Annotated in this window: 19 protein-coding genes and 1 pseudogene; 6 read left to right on the top strand and 14 right to left on the bottom strand. The window is 72.1% G+C overall.

Going from position 1 to position 17905, the window contains the following annotated elements:
* Nucleotides 1-30: 30 nt before the first annotated feature.
* The 4 genes from OG207_RS21295 to OG207_RS21280 form a co-directional block, all read right to left on the bottom strand.
* The gene (locus tag OG207_RS21295; RefSeq protein WP_329100075.1) at nt 31-630 is read right to left on the bottom strand and encodes a hypothetical protein; all 600 of its coding nucleotides are present in this window, start codon (nt 628-630) and stop codon (nt 31-33) included.
* A 212-nt stretch (nt 631-842) separates the two neighbouring features.
* Nucleotides 843-1091: a hypothetical protein gene (locus tag OG207_RS21290; RefSeq protein WP_329100074.1), complete on the bottom strand. Its 249-nt coding sequence runs from the start codon at nt 1089-1091 to the stop codon at nt 843-845.
* Between the two features lie 21 nt (nt 1092-1112).
* Complete coding sequence (locus tag OG207_RS21285; protein WP_329100073.1) at nt 1113-1880, bottom strand: CbtA family protein; 768 nt, start codon at nt 1878-1880, stop codon at nt 1113-1115.
* 42 nt (nt 1881-1922) lie between these two features.
* Complete coding sequence (locus OG207_RS21280; RefSeq protein WP_329100072.1) at nt 1923-2138, bottom strand: CbtB domain-containing protein; 216 nt, start codon at nt 2136-2138, stop codon at nt 1923-1925.
* A gap of 187 nt (nt 2139-2325) precedes the next feature.
* Here OG207_RS21280 and OG207_RS21275 point away from each other — a divergent pair, with 187 nt between their 5' ends.
* Entirely contained in the window at nt 2326-2796 is a 471-nt protein-coding gene (locus OG207_RS21275; protein ID WP_329100071.1) for a histidine phosphatase family protein, read from the top strand.
* A 65-nt stretch (nt 2797-2861) separates the two neighbouring features.
* Here the strand turns inward: OG207_RS21275 and pucL are convergent.
* The 7 genes and pseudogenes from pucL to OG207_RS21240 form a co-directional block, all read right to left on the bottom strand.
* A pseudogene (pucL, locus tag OG207_RS21270) lies at nt 2862-3822 on the bottom strand (factor-independent urate hydroxylase).
* A 281-nt stretch (nt 3823-4103) separates the two neighbouring features.
* Entirely contained in the window at nt 4104-5453 is a 1350-nt protein-coding gene (locus OG207_RS21265) for an aspartate aminotransferase family protein (RefSeq protein WP_329100070.1), read from the bottom strand.
* A gap of 64 nt (nt 5454-5517) precedes the next feature.
* Complete coding sequence (locus OG207_RS21260) at nt 5518-6342, bottom strand: PaaX family transcriptional regulator C-terminal domain-containing protein (protein WP_329100069.1); 825 nt, start codon at nt 6340-6342, stop codon at nt 5518-5520.
* On the bottom strand, nt 6339-6956 hold the full coding sequence (locus OG207_RS21255; protein WP_329100068.1) for a GNAT family N-acetyltransferase: 618 nt from the start codon (nt 6954-6956) through the stop codon (nt 6339-6341). Before OG207_RS21255 ends, OG207_RS21260 begins: the two co-directional genes overlap by 4 nt.
* Before the next feature lie 122 nt (nt 6957-7078).
* Nucleotides 7079-10339: an AfsR/SARP family transcriptional regulator gene (locus OG207_RS21250; RefSeq protein ID WP_329100067.1), complete on the bottom strand. Its 3261-nt coding sequence runs from the start codon at nt 10337-10339 to the stop codon at nt 7079-7081.
* A 124-nt stretch (nt 10340-10463) separates the two neighbouring features.
* Nucleotides 10464-10835 carry a hypothetical protein gene (locus OG207_RS21245; RefSeq protein WP_329100066.1) on the bottom strand — a complete coding sequence of 124 codons (372 nt, stop codon included), beginning with the start codon at nt 10833-10835 and terminating at the stop codon, nt 10464-10466.
* A gap of 176 nt (nt 10836-11011) precedes the next feature.
* Complete coding sequence (locus OG207_RS21240; RefSeq protein WP_030011983.1) at nt 11012-11215, bottom strand: cold-shock protein; 204 nt, start codon at nt 11213-11215, stop codon at nt 11012-11014.
* Between the two features lie 453 nt (nt 11216-11668).
* On the opposite strand from OG207_RS21240, the gene OG207_RS21235 reads away from it, so the two are divergent.
* Nucleotides 11669-12034: a 5-carboxymethyl-2-hydroxymuconate Delta-isomerase gene (locus OG207_RS21235; protein WP_329100065.1), complete on the top strand. Its 366-nt coding sequence runs from the start codon at nt 11669-11671 to the stop codon at nt 12032-12034.
* 63 nt (nt 12035-12097) lie between these two features.
* On the opposite strand, the gene OG207_RS21230 is transcribed toward OG207_RS21235, so the two are convergent.
* Complete coding sequence (locus tag OG207_RS21230; RefSeq protein ID WP_329100064.1) at nt 12098-12838, bottom strand: PP2C family protein-serine/threonine phosphatase; 741 nt, start codon at nt 12836-12838, stop codon at nt 12098-12100.
* 275 nt (nt 12839-13113) lie between these two features.
* On the opposite strand from OG207_RS21230, the gene OG207_RS21225 reads away from it, so the two are divergent.
* The 3 genes from OG207_RS21225 to OG207_RS21215 all read left to right on the top strand — a co-directional run bounded on the left by OG207_RS21225 (nt 13114) and on the right by OG207_RS21215 (nt 15305).
* On the top strand, nt 13114-13359 hold the full coding sequence (locus OG207_RS21225) for a hypothetical protein (RefSeq protein WP_329100063.1): 246 nt from the start codon (nt 13114-13116) through the stop codon (nt 13357-13359).
* Nucleotides 13360-13403: 44 nt separating this feature from the next.
* Complete coding sequence (locus OG207_RS21220; protein WP_329100062.1) at nt 13404-14774, top strand: FAD-binding oxidoreductase; 1371 nt, start codon at nt 13404-13406, stop codon at nt 14772-14774.
* A 102-nt stretch (nt 14775-14876) separates the two neighbouring features.
* Complete coding sequence (locus tag OG207_RS21215; protein WP_329100061.1) at nt 14877-15305, top strand: hypothetical protein; 429 nt, start codon at nt 14877-14879, stop codon at nt 15303-15305.
* Nucleotides 15306-15384: 79 nt separating this feature from the next.
* Here the strand turns inward: OG207_RS21215 and OG207_RS21210 are convergent, their stop codons facing one another.
* Together OG207_RS21210 and OG207_RS21205 are read right to left on the bottom strand one after the other, a co-directional pair.
* The gene (locus OG207_RS21210; protein WP_329100060.1) at nt 15385-16770 is read right to left on the bottom strand and encodes a chloride channel protein; all 1386 of its coding nucleotides are present in this window, start codon (nt 16768-16770) and stop codon (nt 15385-15387) included.
* A gap of 55 nt (nt 16771-16825) precedes the next feature.
* Nucleotides 16826-17374: a potassium channel family protein gene (locus OG207_RS21205; RefSeq protein WP_329100059.1), complete on the bottom strand. Its 549-nt coding sequence runs from the start codon at nt 17372-17374 to the stop codon at nt 16826-16828.
* A gap of 113 nt (nt 17375-17487) precedes the next feature.
* Here OG207_RS21205 and OG207_RS21200 point away from each other — a divergent pair, with 113 nt between their 5' ends.
* Nucleotides 17488-17877: an SHOCT domain-containing protein gene (locus tag OG207_RS21200; RefSeq protein WP_329100058.1), complete on the top strand. Its 390-nt coding sequence runs from the start codon at nt 17488-17490 to the stop codon at nt 17875-17877.
* Nucleotides 17878-17905 lie beyond the last annotated feature (28 nt).

Here is a 17905-nt window from a genome sequence, read left to right as displayed (position 1 = left end):
GCTGACAGGACGTCGCCCGATCCGGTGGTCTCAGCGAGTGCGGCGCTGCCCGGTCAGCCGGGCCAGTACGGCGGTCTCGCCGCCGACCACCCGCAGTTGGGCCCGGCCGTGCGCGCCCTCGTGGCCGGAGGCCCTGCCCGGTGAGATCCGTACGATGGTGAACACGGCCGTACGACTGTCCGCCCGGGGGATCTCGATGGTCCGGCCCCGCCGCAACTCGTCGAGGCGAAGCCCCGCCACCGTCACCACGGCGGTCCCGGCCGTACCCGGTGCCGGACTCCCGGTGTCCCAGGCGTACTCCGTACGGCCGCCGGTCAGCGGTACGTCCACGTCCAGGCTCGGAATGCGCAGCCGCAGCGGGCGGGCGGCCCGCAGGGGTCCGGTGACCGTGCGCAGCGGCCCGTGGGCGGCGCTCGGGGACCGGGTCCCCGTGCCGGCGGCGTGTTCGCCGGACTGTTCCAGCTCCCGCACCAGACGGCGGTGGCCCGACAGCCCCAACGCCCGGGAGGGCAGCGCGTCGTCGGTGGTCACGGCCGCGGGCCGGGCACCCTCGGTCCGTTGCAACGCCGCGATGCCGGTGGACAGCAGGACCACCGTCAGCGAAGCGACGGCCCACTTGGCGCGGGGCATGGGATTCCCTCCAGTCCGGCTCGGGCGGCCGGGTCATGTGAGCAGTGGACACCTCCTCTGCCCGTCGGTACTCCGTGCAACACGGTGGACTGACGTGGCGTCACGGGCGTGTCGTCGCCCGATCGGGGAGTCTTCGCAGTTCGCGAAGGGTCCGTCGGCCGGATGCCCGGGGTGGTGCCCATGCGCCCGAACGGGTGAGGGGCCGAACGCTCCTAACCACACATGACGAGGGCGGCCGCGCCCGCCCCCATCAGCGCCCCGGCCAGGTGTACGGCCGGGTGGCCGTAGTCGCCGTACCAGAGGTGGCGGGCCAGGCCGCCCAGTGCGGCCAGCGCGGCGATGATCCCGATCTGGCCGAAGAGCGTCACGGCGCAGCAGGGGGCCAGGAGCAGCAGGAGCGAGTTCAGCCAGAACGGGGCCGCACCCGTCCAGCCCCGCCATTGCCTGATCGCCGTCGCCATGTACTACCGGCCCCCTCGTGCTCAACTCGTCGGCTGCACAGCCTCCTTGGGTCCGGGGGCGGGCACAAGGGCTCGTTCGGCTAGAAAACCGAAAGCCAGGCCGAAAGTCGTCCACAGTGCCGTCTGGATGGCCAGGGACGCGAGGCGGAACTCCCAGATCAGCGCGGCGGGGAAGCCCGGAGGGACCTCGTTGATGCCGGGCAGCAGGGCGTAGGAGAGGCCGATGGCCAGGGCGAAGGCCGCGCCGGCGACGACCGACGCGTTCCAGTTGCCGAGCTTCGGTGCGAGCCGTCGCCCGAGGATCAGCGCCCCGGCCGCCAGCAGCACGCTCAGGGCGATCATCAGGAGGTAGAGGGCGGTCCGCCGGGCGGCGGTCCCGGGATCGCCCACGGCGGGGGGATTGGCGGGGTACTTGAAGAACGGCACCAGCGTCACGGTGACGTACAGACCCCCGGTGACCAGTGCCGCCGTGGCCCGCGAGCCGAAGCGGCCGATGCGGCCCAGGGCGAAGCAGTAGACGAGCGCGGCGATGCCGCCGAGCGCCACCGCGTAGAGCAGGACGCCGGTACCGAGCCCGGCCGTGGCCTGGAGGGCCCGGCTGACCGGCGCGTCCTCACCGTGGTCGTGACCGGCCGCGGCGGCTTCCTCGATGGCGATCGCCGCGTCCACCTTGGACTCACCGAGGAGGTAGGCGACGAGGAAGGCGGCCACGCCGGCCAGCAGGCCGGCGAGCATGCCGCGGACGAGCAGGGTGCGGGGGGAGACCCCACCCGGAGAAGGGGAAGTCATCGTTCTGTTCCCTTGCTGAGACGTCGGTCACTGGCAGGGGAATCAGTGGCAGGGGAAACCGAGCAGGTGGCGGCCGTCGTGCAGCCACTCGTGGATGGTCTCCCCTTCGAAGACCGAGGTGGCGCCCTGCTCGGCGCCGACGAAGTACAGCAGGACGAGCATGAGGACGCCGACGAAGACGGCCCAGGGGGCCAGCGCGGAGAGCGAGATGGGGGCGACGGCGGGTGAGTTCGTCGTGGGCACGGCGGAGTGGGCCATGGCAGAACCTCCAGAGGGAACACGCGTCCCGGTCAGTGGTGCTCGCTACGACGGTGGCGGGTCTGACTTTCCTCCCCTCCGGGAGGCTTCACAGTGGCGCGACCGTGCCGGATTCTCACCGTGCTTCCGTCGTTCCGTCGTAAGTCAATTGAACCATTTGTGACCGTACCGCGCTTACGCTCCCCTTATGAAGACCCCGTTGGTACGAGTTCGGCTCATCACCTTCCCGCTGGACGCAGCCGCCCGCCAGGGCCGCTTCGGTCACGCCCGGCCCTGCCCGGGCCACGAGGGGCTGCGCGGTCTGGCCACGGGTGAGTGGGCCGGGCGCACCCTGGACGAGGTGGCGGGCCGGGACCCGGCGGCCGTGCACGCCTGGCTGTCGGATCCCGCGTACGCGCCACCGGGCGGGGAGTCCGTGGACGCTCTGATCGCGCGCGTCGGGGCGGAGCTGGCGGGCCTGGCCGAGGGCACGCACCGGGTGGTGGTCGAGCAGGCGGTCGTCCGGGCGGCCGTGGTGCACGCCCTGGAGTTGCCCGCGGCGGCCTTCTGGCGGCTCGACGTGCGGCCGGAGTCGGTGACCACCCTCACCGGGCGGTCGGGGCGCTGGAACCTGCTGGTCGGGCAACCGCAGGACGAGCAGGAGCAGGACGGGCCGTAGCGGGCGAAACGGTTCGGCCCGGACCCCGCGACGCGGTCCGGGCCGAACGGGCGTTCACCCGTGCGTCAGGCGACGATCCAGTCGGACGTCGCGATCACCGGCTGTACGCCGTCGCGGTGGATGGTGCCCTCGATCAGGCCGTACATCCGGTCCGCCGCGAAGTAGACCTCGTTGTCGTTCTTGAGGCCGAAGGGCTCCAGGTCGACGAGGAAGTGGTGCTTGTTGGGGAGGTTCAGGCGCACCTCGTTGACCTTGGCGCAGTTGTCGAGCACCCGCTCGGCCATCTGGTTCAGGGTCTGCTGCAGCGAGTACGAGTAGGTCTCCGCGAAGGCTTCCAGCAGGTTCTTGCGGACCTTCTTGTAGGCCTGGTCCCAGTCGTAGCCGGCCTCGTCGGCGGCCAGCGCCGAGTGCGCCCAGCGCCGAGTGCGCCCAGCGCGCGGTGACCTTGGTCGCCAGGATGCGGTCGTACGCCTCCTGCAGGGTCGTGTACTTGTCCTTGATGTAGCCGTGGAACTCGGAATTGGTCGAGTTCATCACCGTCAGGTCCTTCAGACCCGAGATGACCTGCAGGCCCGTCGTCTCGCTGTAGGTGATTTGCGCGGTGCGCACCTCCTGGCCCTTGCGGACGAAGGAGTGCTGCTCCTTGCGCGTGGGGACCGGGATGCGGTCCCACACGTACTCCTCGATGCGGATCTGGGCCTCGCGGATCGGCTGCTGCGAGGAGACGAAGTGCTTGGCGAGCAGGATGCCGAAGGCCTCGGGAGAGTCGATGCCGTGCTCCTTGCCGAAGGCGTACACCGTGTTCTTGGTGGTGTCCGTCGGCAGGCAGTTGGCGTTGTCGCCGGTGAGGTGGACGTCGCGGAATTCGCCGCGGAGCGCGACCGAGACGTTGAGGTCGCGGATCTCGTGCCAGGAGCCTCCCCCAGACTCCGTCTGGGAGGTGCCCCCTGCGCCCTTGCGGGTGACCTTCACGATGCGGTTCTCGGCCTTGCCGTACTGGTTCTGGGCCAGGACGTGCTTGCTCATGCTGTCTTCCTTCGGGTACTCGGGAACACGGAGTCCGGTGGTCTGGATCCCGTACGCCCGGCGTCCAGCGCCCGCCCGAATCAAGGCGTCCCGCTCCCCGCCGTTCGGCCCCTCGCGGAGGGACCGCCCCGGGCCTGACGTGCATCCCGGTTCGTAGGTGCTTGGCCTGTTGTGTGTCTTACGGCCTGCACGGATTGCAGCATGCGCACGGAGGGTTGATCCCCGTACGGATCCTCCGAACACCAGCCCCCTCGCCTTGGGCGACCCCACAGAAGCCCAGGTCAGGCCGTGTGTGCATCCGCCACAGTGAGGGCTTCGTCGAGGATCTCCAGCCCCTTGGCGACGTCCTGCGGTGAGATGTTGCACGGCGGCGCGATGTGGATGCGGTTGCCGGCGATCAGCGGCCAGAGCCCGCCCTTCTTGCAGGCGGCCCCGAACTCGGCCATCGGGGCGTTGTCCGCCCCGGAGGCGTTGTACGGGACCAGCGGCTCGCGGGTCTCCTTGCTCCGCACCAGTTCCAGGGCCCAGAAGGTGCCGAGCCCGCGGACCTCCCCGACCGAGGGGTGCCGCTCGGCGAGCGCGCGCAGGCCGGGGCCGAGCAGCTCCGCACCCGTCCGGGCGGACTGTTCGACGATGCCCTCCTCCTCCATGACGCCGATGGTCGCGACGGCGGCCGCGCAGGCCAGCACGTGCCCGGAGTACGTGAGGCCGCCCGGGTAGGGCCGGCGGGCGAAGGTCTCGGCGATGGCGGCCGAGATGGCGACCCCGCCGAGCGGGAGGTATCCGCTGGTCACGCCCTTGGCGAAGCAGATCAGGTCGGGGGTCACATCCCAGTGCTCGGAGGCGAACCACTTTCCGGTGCGGCCGAAGCCGACCATGATCTCGTCCAGGACGAAGACGATGCCGAAGCGGTCGCACAGCGCGCGCACGCCGGCGAGGTAGCCGTCCGGGTGCACGAGCACGCCCGGGGCGCCGCCGACGGTCTCCAAGATGATCGCGGCGATGGACTGCGGTCCCTCGAAGACGATGGTGTCCTCGAGGTGGCGCAGGGCCCGCTCGCACTCCTCGGCCCCGGTGGCCGCGTAGAAGGGCGAGCGGTAGGCGAACGGCCCCCAGAAGTGCACGACACCGGCGGTCGCGGAGTCGTTGCCGAAGCGCCGGGCGTCGCCCGTCAGGTTGATCGCGGTGGAGGTGGCGCCGTGGTACGAGCGGTACGCGGACAGCAACTTGGGCCGACCGGTGTGCAGCCGGGCCATGCGGACGGCGTTCTCCACGGCCTCGGCGCCGGCATTGGTGAAGAAGATCTTGTCGAGGTCGCCCGGGGTGCGCTCGGCGATCAGCCGGGCCGCCTCGGAACGCACGTCGACGGCGAAGCCGGGCGCGACCGTGCACAGCTTGGCCGCCTGTTCCTGGACGGCCGCGGTGACCTTCGGGTGCTGGTAGCCGATGTTCGTGTAGACGAGGGCGCTGGAGAAGTCGAGGAAGCGGTTGCCCTGGTAGTCCCAGAAGTACGAACCCTCGGCGCCGGCCACGGCGAGCGGATCGATGAGCTCCTGCGCCGACCAGGAGTGGAAGACGTGCTTCCGGTCAGCGTCTTTCACGGCGGCGAGGGCGTCGGCTTCTGCGTTCATGAAACGAGCGTAGTTGTCCATGATGTGGACGGGGCGGGGGTCGGTCCCGGGCGTCCGCGCCGGGTCAGGTCAGGGCCTCGCCGTACAGGCGGAACAATCGGGGTCCGGTGGCGGCGGCGGCCCCCAGCGCAGCCCAGGCCTCCGCCGCCGCCGCCCGGGCCGTCGTCCCCAGCCACGGCTGCGGCAGCAGCTCCGGGGGGAGCAGCGGATCGGGGAGCATCGCGGCGGAGAAGGCGGCGGCCAGCGTCACGGCGTGCGCCAGCCCGGCGGGCCGGCCGGGCAGGGCCGGCTGCTCCGCGAGCGCGCGGAGCTCCCCGTACCGCGCCGCTATCTCCGGCAGCGGCCACAGCCGCTCCGCCAGGGCCCGCGGGTCCGAGGTGCCGCCCACCGCCAGGTCCCGCGTGCTCAGGCAGGTCAGCGCTTCCGCGAGGCCCAGCTCCGCCGCGTGCGCCCGTACGTACGGCCCGATCGCATTCGGCGTGACGTACAGGCCGCCCTGGACCGGCGCCGCCCCCAGCCCGGTCAGTGCGTCCCGCAGGGAGTCCCGGGCGGCCCGCGCGGATTCCGGTACGGCGAAGGCGAAGGCGTGCCAGAGTCCGTCCCACGGCTCCAGACCCCGGTCCTGCCGGTAGGCGTGCCGGACGAACTCCACCTCCGGTACGAGCGGCAGCCCGGCCCCCGGCTCCGCTCCCGCCAGGCGCAGCACGGCCCGCCGGCCGCGGCCCTCGAGCGTGAACCGGCCCTCGGTGACCAGCCGCTTCACGCACAGCCGCACCTGCTGGTCGGTCATCCCGAGCAGGGCTGCGACCTCGTACAGCTCCTCGCCCGCAACCGTCCCGTCCTCCCGGACCAGGGCGTGCACCACCATCCGCGTGGGGATCCCGCTCATCGCGCCGCCACCTCCTTGTGCATCGTCGTCACGCCCCCGAATCCCAGTACGTCCCGCAGCCAGGGCGTGCGCTGCACCCGTACCGCCCGGAACCCGTGCTTCTCGTAGAGCGTCCGCGCCCGCGGGTTCTCCGCGACCACGTCCAGCCGGATCCGCCGGCACCGCTGCTCCACGGCGATCGCCTCGATCTCCCGCAGCAGCAGCCCGCCGATGCCCCGGCTCCGCTCGGCACGGTCCACGGCGATGCCGTCCATGACCAGCTCGCCGCGGGCCGGGGTGCGTTCCAGCAGCGCCAGCAGGACCACCCGGTACAGGCCCCGGACCCGCCCGTACTGGGCCATGACCGCGGCCGCGTCGCCACCGACCAGGCCGCGCCCGGCCAGCTGGTAGCCCGCCACGCCGATCACCCGGCCGCCCCCCTGGCCGTCGCCGCCGGACAGCGCGGTCACCGCCCGGTCCGCGTGCAGGTGCCCGGCGATGAACCTCCGTCCAGCCTCCGCGGGGCCGAGTGCGAGGCCCAGCTTTCCCCCGAAGGCCTCCCAGTACAGCTCGGCGACGCGCGCGGCGGCCCCCTCGGGCAGCCCGCGCCGTACTTCCACGCTCTCCGTCGGCATGCGTGCAAGCGTAGTACGGTCACTGACACAACGATCGTTTTTGCAATGGGCGAATGTGTGTGTGAATTCCCGCCGGGGAATCCGGAGCCGCAGCTAACCGAGCCGCCTGCGTCCGCGGGAGCTCAACCGTTCAGGGTGACCCGCGCGAGGTCCCCCGCGGCCGCCGGCCGCGGCGCGTCGCCGGCGTCCTCGTACCGCGCGTACTCCTCGAACGCGTCACCCAGCGCGGCGCGCGCCGCACCCTCCACCCGGGCCGCGTCGGGGCGCGAGTGGTCCGGCCCGCCGCGCACGGCGAGGGCCGCGGCCAGCAGCCGGGCCGCCTCCCGCGGCCGGTCCAGCCGGACCGCCTGGTCCGCGACGCCCACCAGCACCTGGGCGAGCGTCGGCGCGTGACCGCAGGCCACGGCCAGCTCCAGCGCTTCGGCGCGGTGGGCTCGGGCGGCGGCCAACTCGCCGTCCGCCGCGTCCAGGTACGCGAGGGAGTCGAGCACCACCACCTCGAACACCGGGTGCACGGCGACCTCGCGCACCGCCTCCCTGGCCCGCGCCAGTTCGGCCCGGGCCGACGCCGGCTCGCCGTTCCAACGCGCCAGGTCCGCCTTGCCGTGCGCCATCATGGCCAGCGCCTCGGGCCAGCCGGCCGCCACCGCGTCCCGCTCCGCCCGGGCCATCACCGCCGCGCTGCCCGCCGGGTCCCCGGCCAGCCCGCGCAGCTGCGCCTGCCTGACCCAGGCGTACAGCCGGTCCTCGACGACACCCAGCTCGCCGATCACCGCCACGGCCTCCTCGTAGTGGCCGATCGCCGCGCGGTGGTCGCCGAGCCGGGCCACCAGGTCGGCCAGCAGCGTCAGCGCGAAGGAGGTCCCCCAGCGCTCCCCGAGCCCGCGGAACCCGGCCAGGGCCGCCTCGATCGAGGCCCGCGCCCGTGCGGGTGGGCCGCCGGCCCCGAGCAGGGTCTTGGCACCCTCCAGCCGGGCCTGCGCGCGGACCCAGGGGTCCTCGTCGGTCAGCAGCCCCGCCCACGCGTCCGGCACGGCCGATTCGCCCCCCTCCGCACCGCGCAGCAGCCGTTCCAGCGGCTCCAGGAAGCGGACCACCGGATGCCGGCTCCCGCTGCGTGCGGCGAGCAGCATCCCCTGGCGGAGCAGTTCCCCGGTCCGCCGGTCGTCACCGAGTCCGGCCGTGGCGAAGAGCACCGCCAGTGCGCAGGCCACGGCGCGGGCCGCGTCGTCCCCGTCCGCCCCGGCGTCCCCGTCGGCCGCGTCTGCTTCGTCCGCCGCGTCCGGGACGGGCAACGCGAGTGCCCGCGCCGCCAGTTCGGCGCCCTCCGCCTTGTGCCCGCCGAGCCACCAGTACCAGCCGGCCGCCGCCACCATCCGTACGGCCGCCCGCGCGTCGCCCGCCGCGATCGCGCCGCGCAGCGCCGCGGCCAGGTTGTCGTGCTCCTCGGTCAGCCGCCCGAGCCACTCCAGCTGCTCCGCCCGCCGCAGGTACGGGTCCGCGGTCCGGGCCAGCCCGGTGAAGTGGGCGGCGTGCGCGCGGCGGAGCACTTCCCGCTCACCGGCTTCTTCGAGTCGTTCCAGCCCGTACGCACGGATCGTCTCCAGCATCCGGTAGCGCCCGTCGCCCGCCGTCACCAGCAGGGACTTGTCGGTCAGCGAGGTGATCAGGTCGAGCACGTCGTACGCCTCGACCGGGCCGCCCGCGCAGACCTCCTCGGCCGTCTCCACCGTGGCGCCGCCGGGGAAGGCGGCGAGCCTGCGCAGCAGTACCCGCTCGGCATCCGTCAGCAGTTCCCAGCTCCAGTCGACCACCGCGCGCAGGGTCCGGTGCTGGCGCGGAGCCGTCCGCGCGCCGCCCGTCAGCAGTCGGAAGCGGTCGTCGAGCCGGGCCGCGAGCTGCTCGGCGCTCATCGTGCGCAGTCGGGCCGCCGCCAGTTCGACGGCCAGCGGCATTCCGTCGAGGGCCCGGCAGATCCGGGTCACGGCCGGGGCGTTCGCCTCGGTGACGGCGAAGTCGGAACGGGCCGCCGCCGCACGGTCGTTCAGTAGCTGCACCGCCGCGTACGACAGGGCGTGCGCCGCGTCGGCGTCCCGGGGCGGGAGGGGCAGCGGCCGCACCGGCCACAGCGCCTCGCCGGTGAGACCGAGCGGCTCCCGGCTGGTCGCGAGGATGCGCAGCCCGGGGCACGCGCCGAGCAGCCGGTCAGCGGTGCGGGCGGCCGCTTCGACCAGGTGCTCGCAGTTGTCGAGGACCAGCAGCGCGGTACGGGTGCGCAGGGCCGCGGCGAGCCGGTCCAGCGGGTCACCCGCTGCGGGCGCCTGGTCCCGCAGGCCCAGCGCGTTCAGGACGGCGGGCGCTACGTCGGCCTCCGCGCCCAACGGTCCGAGTTCCACCAGCCAGACGCCGTCGGGGAATCGGGCGAGCAGGGGGCGGGCGCTCTGGACGGCCAGCCGGGTCTTTCCGGCACCGCCGGGTCCGATGAGCGTGGTGAGCCGGAACCGGCTGATGAGGGAGTCGATGTGGCCGAGGTCCTCGTCCCGGCCCACGAAACTGGCCAGTCCGGCCCGTAGGTTGGTCGGTGGCGACGGCGACGGCGACGGCGACGGCGGTGGCGCTCCGGCGGGCGCGGGCGGCGGCCCCGCGGGGACCTCGACCTGTCCGCGCAGTACGGCGGTGTGCAGGGCGGACAGTTCGGGGGAGGGGTCCGCCCCGAGCTCTTCGGCGAGGACCTCGCGCGCGTTCCCGTAGGCGGTGAGCGCCTCGGCCGGCCGTCCGGCCGCGACGAGGGCCCGCATCAGCGCCCCGACGAGCCCTTCCCGCAAGGGGTGTTCGGCGACCAGGGCCGTCAGCTCGCCGGTCAGCTCCCGGCCGCGTCCCGCCCGTAGGTCCGCTTCGATTCGGTCCTCCAGGGCGGCCATCCGCAGCTCCGACAGCCGGGTGACCGGGGCCCGGAAGGGCGCGGAGGCCGCGACGTCCAGCAGGGCCGGGCCGCGCCACAGCTCCAGGGCCTCGCGGAGCAGCCGCGCCGCGGCGGCGGGGTCCCGGGCCAGTGCCCCGCGACCTGCCGAGGCCAGCCGTTCGAAGCGGACCACGTCCACCGCGTCGGGTTCGACGACCAGGCGGTATCCGGCCGGGTGCGCTTCCACCGCTGCGCCGGGCAGGGCCCGGCGCAGCCGGGACACCAGTGCCTGAAGGGCGTTGGTGGCGCCGGCCGGTGGAGCGTCGTGCCAGATCCCGTCGACCAGGAGCTCGGAGGCGACCACCCGCCCCGGTTCGAGCGCCAGCAGGATCAGCAGTGCCCGCAGGCGGGTCCCCCCGACTCCGACGCCGCTTCCGTCCTCGCCCCGTACGTCCAGGGGCCCCAGCATCGAGATCCGCATGGCGACATTGTGCGGGGCCGTTCGGCGGCGTTGCCATTCCATCGTCCGGCTCGGGTCATCGAGGACGGCCCCCGCGGGTGAATTGCGGACGGCCGTCCTCCGTGGTGCCCGGGCGGAGGGTGGGCTATTTGTCGGAGTAGCTGAAGTCCCCGACGGTCCAGGCGCTGACGTCCTTGACCGCGATCCGGTACATTCCGCCGGTCTCGGGGATGCCCAAGGTGCCCTGGAGGATGCGCGCCACGTGGAAATGAAGGTGTGAGGGTGCTTCGGCCCGCTGTCTGTCGCCGCGTCCGGGAGAGCTGAAGACCTCGGCGAACGGGCCCAGCTGGTCGGAGTCCCGCAGGACCTCGGCCACCCGCTGGCGCCAGACGCTCTCGGGGGCGAGACGGCCGGTGATGACGGCGCCGTGGACCACGACGGTCAGGGACATCTGATTGGTCTGCTCCGACTCGACCATGGCGGCGAGATCGAGGAGCAGGTCGTCAGGGATCGACATGGGCACGGACTCTAGCAAGCGCGCTCGCCCACCGGCCGGGCTTCCGAGGAGTGGCCTGTTCGGGGCGCTCGGGGAGGAACGGACGGCCGAGGCCCGCACCCCAGGGTGCGGGCCTCGGCCGCGTCAGCGCGCCGACGCGGGCGCCGGCGTGGACCTCGAACGTCAGGCGTCGGGCGTCAGGCGGGAACGATGTTCTCGGCCTGCGGGCCCTTCTGGCCCTGCGTGACGTCGAAGGTAACCTTCTGGCCTTCCTGAAGCTCACGGAAGCCGGAAGAGGCGATGTTCGAGTAGTGGGCGAAGACGTCGGCGCCGCCGCCCTCCTGCTCGATGAAGCCGAAGCCCTTTTCCGCGTTGAACCACTTCACGGTGCCAGATGCCATATGAATTCTCCTTTGGGGCAGTGCCCGGACCCGCACTGTGCGGGCCCGGTGTCGCCGTGATGATTGGCCCGACCGGAACGAGTAGATTTCACTGCATGCACCGGAAATGAAAAGTGCGCCCACCGAAAATCTGGTGAGAGCACTTGTAAGTTTTTGGGAACCACAACTGCAACGGACGTCACGTTAGCACAGCGGGTGTCGGCGGCCAGGGAAATTTCGGCGTGCCCCACTCGTAATTCTGCACCCGAGTGGCGGAAATGTGAAACGGAAAATCATATAAATGGCGGAACGTTTTTCGTGGCCCCTTCCCGCCCGTTGCCGTGGTGCCGCCCCGAGGGCGATGTCCGGTACTCGCCCCTGGTGGGGCCGGCTCGGTTACCTTCACTCACGTACCCGCCGACCGGCGCGGGACCGGGGCCCGGCGCCCCGCATCCGTAGAGCAGGGAGCGCCCCGTGCCCCACGCAGGCGTCGATTATTCGGACTCGTTGACCGGTGCCTTCGACCGCCGGGCGTTCGCGCTCGAACTGCACGCGCTGGTGGCCGAAATCCTCGACACGGCGATCGGCAACTGCAAGACGCGCTTCCACCGGCTGGAGGAGTCCGTCGTCGGGGAGGGCACCGACGGCCGGGCGGTGGTCGTGCACGTCGAGATGGCCATCGCCCGGGGCCGCACGGCGCAGACCAAGTCGCGCCTGACCCGAGCGGTGCTGGAGCTGGTGGAACGCCACACGGCGAAGGCCACCGGCCTGGAGGTCCACGCCTCCGTGGACGTACGGGACCTGGGCGAGGCCTACACCAAGAGCGTGGCGACCCCGTGATGCGCACCGGTGCGGCGGCCTCAGACGCACTGACAGCGCCTGCGCGGCTGCGCGCCTGCTCGGCTATGCGCCGATGCGCAGCAGCGCGAGCGTGATGTTGTCGGGGCCGCCGGCGTCGATGGCGGCCCGCCACAGCTCGAACGCGGCCCGGCCGTCGTCGTGCACCCGCAGCAGCCCCTCGATCTCCTCGGTCGGCACCGGGTCGGTCAGCCCGTCGCTGCACACCAAGTAGCGGTCGCCCTCGGCCACCGAGAAGGCCTCGATGTGGGGGGTGATCTCGTTGTACCCGCGGGTGCCGCCGAGGACCTGGGTGACCGCGGAGGTGGTGCGGTACCCGGGGGTCGGCGGCGGGCTGTCGTCCACGCTGATCTGGCGCAGCCCGTCCTGCGCCGCGTGGAAGACCTTGCTGTCGCCGACGTTGAACATGAGCAGCGAATCCGCCAGGACGAGGGCGCCCGCGACCGTGGTCCCCATGGTGGCCAGCTCCGGCCGGCCCTCGGTCGCCGAGTACATGGCGCGGTTGCAGATGCTCAGCGCGTCACCGACGGCTTCCGGGCCGTCCAGCGTGGGCCCGAGCGAGGAGAGCTGGCGCACCACCAGCTCGCTGGCGATCTCGCCGGCCGGCTGGCCGCCGAGGCCGTCGGCGACCGCGACGACGAGCGGCCTGCCGAAGGGGAAGACCAGGGTCTGCGGATTCTGGGTCACGGTCCCGCACAGGGTCCACGGTCCGATGACGAGGCTGTCCTCGTTGTGCTCGCGCACCAGCCCCACGTGACTCAGGGCGGTCACAGCTATGTACGGCACCTCGACGTCCCGCCTCTCGGCCCTCGCAACGGCTCCGGCTACGGCTACGCCTACGGCCATGGCGACAGCAACGGCTACGGCGACGGCAGCGCAACGGCACGCGCGTCCGTCCCCACCATTGTCGCGCCGCTCCGGCATGCGGGCTCCGGCGCGCCGGAGCACCCTGGTCGTGGAGCCGCCTGTTCCCCGACCGGCGGCCCTGCGAGGAAGGACTGCCGCAGATGTTCGCGAGGCTGAGCACCTACCAGGGATCACCGGTCCCCGCGGAGGGAGACGTGACCGCGAATTCGGAGGCGATTGTCAGGCAGGTCCAGGACGTTCCCGGATTCCGGGGCGCCTACTACCTCGTCGACCGGGCCACGGGCGTGGCCAAGTCGCTGACCTTGTGGGACGACGAACGGACCATGTTGGACAGCGAGGAGCAGGCCGCCCGGATCCGCGAGCAGACCGCGCAGCGGGAGGGCCAGCGGATCGTTTCGGTCGAACGCTTCGAGGTGGGCTTCAGCCACCTGCAGCCGTAGTACGACGCAGCGTGGAACGACGCGATGCACGAGGAGCGATGGCCATGGGCAAGCTCTCGATCGACCAGTTGCGAGAACGGGTACGCGGGGCGGTGGTCACCCCGGACGACGAGTCCTACGACGAGGCGCGCAAGGTCCACAACGCCATGATCGACCGGAGGCCGGCGGCCGTCGTGCACTGCGCCAACGCGGGCGACGTCATGGCCACGGTCGACTTCGCCCGCGAGAACGGGCTCGACCTCGCGGTGCGCGGCGGCGGGCACAGCGTGCCCGGCTTCGGTACCTGCGACGGCGGCGTGGTGGCCGATCTGTCCGGGATGCGGGGCGTCCGCGTCGACGCCGCCGGGCGCACGGCCCGCGCGGAGGGCGGGGCGACCTGGGGCGACTTCAACGCGGCCACGTACGCCTTCGGGCTGGCCACGACCGGCGGGATCATCTCCACCACTGGCGTCGGCGGCCTCACCCTCGGCGGCGGCATCGGCTACCTGGCCCGCGGACTGGGTCTGAGCTGCGACAACCTGCTCTCGGCCGATGTGGTGACCGCGGACGGCCGGCTCGTGGTGGCGAGCGAGGAGGAGAACGCCGACCTCTTCTGGGCGCTGCGCGGCGGTGGTGGCAACTTCGGCGCGGTGACCTCGTTCGAGTTCCGGCTGAGCCCCGTCAAGGACATCTACGGCGGACCGATGCTCTTCGAGCTGGAGGACGCTCCCACCGTGCTGCGCTCCTTCGCCGACCTCATCGCCGACGCGCCGGAGGAGCTCGGCGGCTTCCCGGCCTTCCAGATAGCCCCGCCGCTCCCGTTCATCCCGGAGGACCGGCACGGTGACACGTTCGCGCTGATCGTGGCGTGCTGGTCCGGGCCGCTCGACGCGGGGGAGCGCGCCGTCGGAGCCTTCCGGGACTTCGCGCCGGTGGTCGCCGAGCACGTGGGCCCGATGCCCTACCCGGCGCTCAACAGCGCCTTCGACGCGCTCGTACCGCCCGGCCTCCAGCACTACTGGAAGGCCAACTTCGTCACCGAGCTCACCGACGACGTGATCGACGCGCACCTGCGGCACGCGCCGGGCCTGCCCGCCGTGAACTCGACGGTCCACATCTACCCGATCAACGGCGCCTGCCACCGCGTCGCGCCCGACGCGACCGCCTTCGCCTACCGGGACGCCTCGTTCGCCACGGTGATCGCCGGCATGTGGCCCGACCCCGCCATCAACGAGTCCGCCACCGCCTGGGTGCGCGACTACTACGAGGCGACCGCCCCGCACTCGGAGGAGGGCGGCTACATCAACTTCATGGCCGACGACGACCAGGACCGGATCCGGACCAACTACAAGGGCAACTACGACCGGCTGGTCGCGGTCAAGCGCGCCTACGACCCGGAGAACCTGTTCCACCTGAACCAGAACATCCGGCCCTGAGGCGCGGCGGTGCGGATGCGGAGTCATCCTTCATCTGCATATTTTTGCCGGGTGTACCGGAAAGTCCGGTACACCCGGTTCGTCAGATTGAGGAAGGCCCCCATGAAGCGTTTCCCGGTGATCGGTGTGCTCTGCGTCGGCGCGATTCTCGGTCTCTCCGCGTGCTCCGACGACAGCAGCTCGCCCGCGGAGGAGGCCTCCCAGGCCGCGGCGGACCTCTGCACCGACCTGAATGCCCTCAAGGCCGACAACGCCAAGCTGAAGGCCCTCGACCCCGCCAACGCGACCAAGGACCAGGTCAAGGACGCCTACGAGGCCGTCCAGAAGGACTGGGCCAACGTCAAGGAGAACGCGAACCAGCTGAAGGACGCCGAGCGCGCCGCCGTCCAGTCGGCTGCCGAGAACCTCAAGAAGAGCTACCAGGACCTGCCCGGCGACACGACCGGCAAGGACGCGCGCACCCAGTTGCAGCCGCAGATCGAGCAGTTGGACCAGGCCGCCGCGGCCGCCGCCACCGGCCTGCGCTGCTGACGACCGGTCGGCCGGTCGCGAACGGGGAGGACCCCGCCCGGGACGCCGGGCGGGGTCCTCCCCGTCTGCGACCGGTTGCTTACGTCGCTGCGGGCTCGGCGGGTGCGGCACGCTTCGCGGGTACGGCGGGCAGCTCGGGGATCGGGGGCCCCACGGGCAGCAGCTCGGTGACCACGAAGGCGACCACGGACGCGATGATCACGACGGGGATCATCGCGGTGCCGCCGAGCATCAGGACCACCATCACCACGCTGCTCACCGGCAGCCGCAGCGCGCTGGCGGCGGTCGCCGCCATGCCCGCCCCCATGGCGGGCACGATGCCGAGACCGGGCAGCGGCCCGAGCAGGACGCCCGCCACGGCGCCCAGACACAGGGCCGGGAAGACCGGTCCGCCACGCAGGCTGCCGAGGCAGATGGCGTAGCCGACGCCCTTGAAGAGGAGGATGCCGATCAGCGCACCCACGCCCCAGGCGTGCGGGTCGGCGGCCAGCCTGCCGATCAGTGCCTGGCCCGACCCGGTGACATCGGCGGGCGTGAGGCCGGTGATGAGCGCGTAGAGGCTGGCGCAGGCGGCGGCGGCCAGCGCGCACTGGACGGTCCGTAGGAGGGGGCGTTCGAGGACGTACGCGGCGATCACGCGGGCGCCGGTCAGTACGGGGTGCAGGGCGAGGGCCAGGGCCGCGGCGATGAGCACCGCCCAGAGCACGTCCGGCACGTCCAGGTGGGGCACGGGTACGCCCAGTTCGAGCTTCAGGCTCCCGATCGGCAGTCCGGTCCAGCGTCCGAGGCCCGTGAAGACCAGGTCCCCGACTCCGGCGGACAGCAGGGACGGCAGCATCACGGTGAACAGTTGCGGCCCGCCCACGCCCGCCACCTCGATCAGCAGCACCGCGGCGATCAGCGGATTCCCAAAGATGGTGGCGATCGCCGCCGCGGCTCCCGCGGCGCCCACGAGCGCGGTGCCCTGCGGGGTCACCGGTGCCTGCGCGAGGTTGCGGAAGAGCAGGGCCAACCCGCCGCCGAGGGCGATCAGGGGGGCCTCCGGACCCAGGACCGCGCCGAGCGGCAGACTTGCGACCGCCGCGATGATGACGCCGGGCAGGGCGCCGGCCGAGGCCCCACCGGTGTGCAGGCCGCCCGCGGGGAGGTGACCGCCGTTGCCGCGCATGTGCGGGACGACCAGGCCGACCACGACACCGGCGACGAGCAGCAGGGGCAGCGGCCACCACCAGGGCGGAGCGTCCCAGCCCAGGGCCTCGGGGAAGTCCGTCCACATCAGGTGTTCCATCTTGTGCAGCGCGGCGAGGAACCAGAACGACGCGAGGGACACGGGGATGCTGATGAGGGCGCAGAAGAACAGCAGCTTGAGGTATCCGGGGCTGCGGAGGGTCTGCCTCAGGACGTCGGCCTCCTGCGGCTGCGTTCCGCCGGGGGGCGGCTGCGATCGAGGGCGCGACTGCGGCATGGCTCACTTCCTTTCCGCTTCCTCGATGGTCCACCTCGGGGGCGCACTTCGCCGCTCAGGGCTCGTCGTCCGGGTCGGGGGTCTGCGAACTGCGCCTGTGCATGCCGATTTTGACCGCGCCGACGAGTGCTTTGGCGATCACTCCGATGAGGATCAGGTCGGCGACCATCTGGGCGGTGACCAGCACCCGGCTGCCCTGGTCGGTGGCGACGATGTCCCCGAATCCCACGGTGGCGAAGGTGGTGATCGTGAAGTAGAGGGAGTCCGTGCGGGACAGCGGCTCCGAGAACGAAGCGGGGTCCTGCGTCGCGAGCAGGTAGTACGTCGCGGAGAACAGCAACAGGAACAGCGGTACGCCGGTGGCCATCGCCTCCAGGGCGCGCATCCGCGGGAACTGGGCACGCGAGACGGCGTTGATCTGCCAGGCCGTCAGCAGGCCGAACACCGCCAGGCCGAGGACGAGCGTCAGGACGGTGGTGATGCCGAACCCGCCCTCCAGGGGCGCGACGTAGTAGAGCCCCGTGAGCAGGGCGACCGAGAGCACCGAGCGCAGGAGGTGGCCCAGCAGGACGCGGCGGCGCTGGTCGGCTGCGTTGCGTTCCATGCCTTCAGGAGAACGGCCCGGAGCCCGGAGCGCGACCGGAGCCGGTCCTCCGCATGCGGACCGCCGGGGTCGCCTGTATGAATGAAGGACCACGTGCATGATCGGAGTGGAGCATGGACGACTACCCGCTTCTCAACTTCTTCTGGACGATGCTGTGGTTCTTCGTGTGGGTCATGTGGTTCTTCCTCCTCTTCAAGGTCATCACGGACATCTTCCGTGACCACACCCTTGGCGGCTGGGGGAAGGCGGGCTGGCTCATCCTGGTGCTGGTGCTGCCGTTCATCGGCATCTTCGTGTACCTGATCGCCCGTGGGCGCAGCATGCACGAACGGGACCGCAAGCAGGCCGAGGACCAGCAGGCGGCCTTCCGTGCGTACGTGCAGCAGACGGCCGGCGCCGGGTCGGGCTCGGCGGACGAGCTGCACAAACTCTCCGCCCTCAAGGACAAGGGCGACATCACCCAGGAGGAATTCGACCGGGCCAAGGCCAAGATCCTGGCCTGAGCGGTAGCGGTGGGGCCCGAGCGGTAGC

The sequence above is a fragment of the Streptomyces sp. NBC_01439 genome (assembly GCF_036227605.1).
In the GTDB taxonomy this organism is placed as follows: Bacteria; Actinomycetota; Actinomycetes; order Streptomycetales; family Streptomycetaceae; genus Streptomyces.
Note: the sequence above shows the minus strand (reverse complement) of the source record. Positions and strands in the feature narration are given on the sequence as shown.